This is a genomic window from Kocuria cellulosilytica (assembly GCF_040981245.1).
In the GTDB taxonomy this organism is placed as follows: Bacteria; Actinomycetota; Actinomycetes; order Actinomycetales; family Micrococcaceae; genus Kocuria; species Kocuria cellulosilytica.
This window is the reverse complement of the sequence record NZ_JAVFWZ010000136.1, coordinates 1-524: the sequence shown is the minus strand read 5'-3', so window position 1 is coordinate 524 and position 524 is coordinate 1. Positions and strand designations below refer to the sequence as shown.

1 protein-coding gene is annotated in these 524 nt (G+C 74.4%); it reads right to left on the bottom strand.

The genetic code is table 11. The annotated features are described in order from the left end of the window. The coding region (locus RCG67_RS17365; protein ID WP_368828062.1) for a hypothetical protein at positions 1-524 on the bottom strand (524 nt) is incomplete at both ends.

The following is a 524-nucleotide window of genomic DNA, read 5'->3' as shown; positions in this document are numbered from 1 at the left end:
AGCGCGGCGCCCAGGCCCACTCCTGCGTAGCCGAGCCGGGGCGAGCGGCCGGCCCCGGCCGCGGAGAGGATCACGGACAGGAAGATGAAGGCGATGGAGATCGACTGGCTGAAGGACGTCGACGGGGTGGAGAGCAGGTTCGTCCCCGCGACGTACGGCAGGACGAGGGCCAGCCCCACGGCGGTGGAGGTCCGGGCGCGCACCGCGAGGAACGCCCCGGCCAGGGCGACCACCATGAGGGTGCCCGAGACGATCCGCAGGCCCTCGAGGCCCGTCAGGGCCAGCACGGGGCGGGTGAGCACGGTGTATCCGGCCCAGTACTTGAAGTAGTCGTTGTCCGCGAGCACGGCGCCCTCGGAGATCGCCCGCAGCTGCTCCGGGCCGCCGCCGCAGGTGGCGATCCGGGGCATCCGGACGGCCCGGCTGAACGCCGACTCCTCCGGGGGCGCGCCCAGGCCCGTGCCCGCCACCACGCACTCCGTGAAGGTGTCCGCGGGGGTGCCCATCCGGTCGGCCACCCCGAG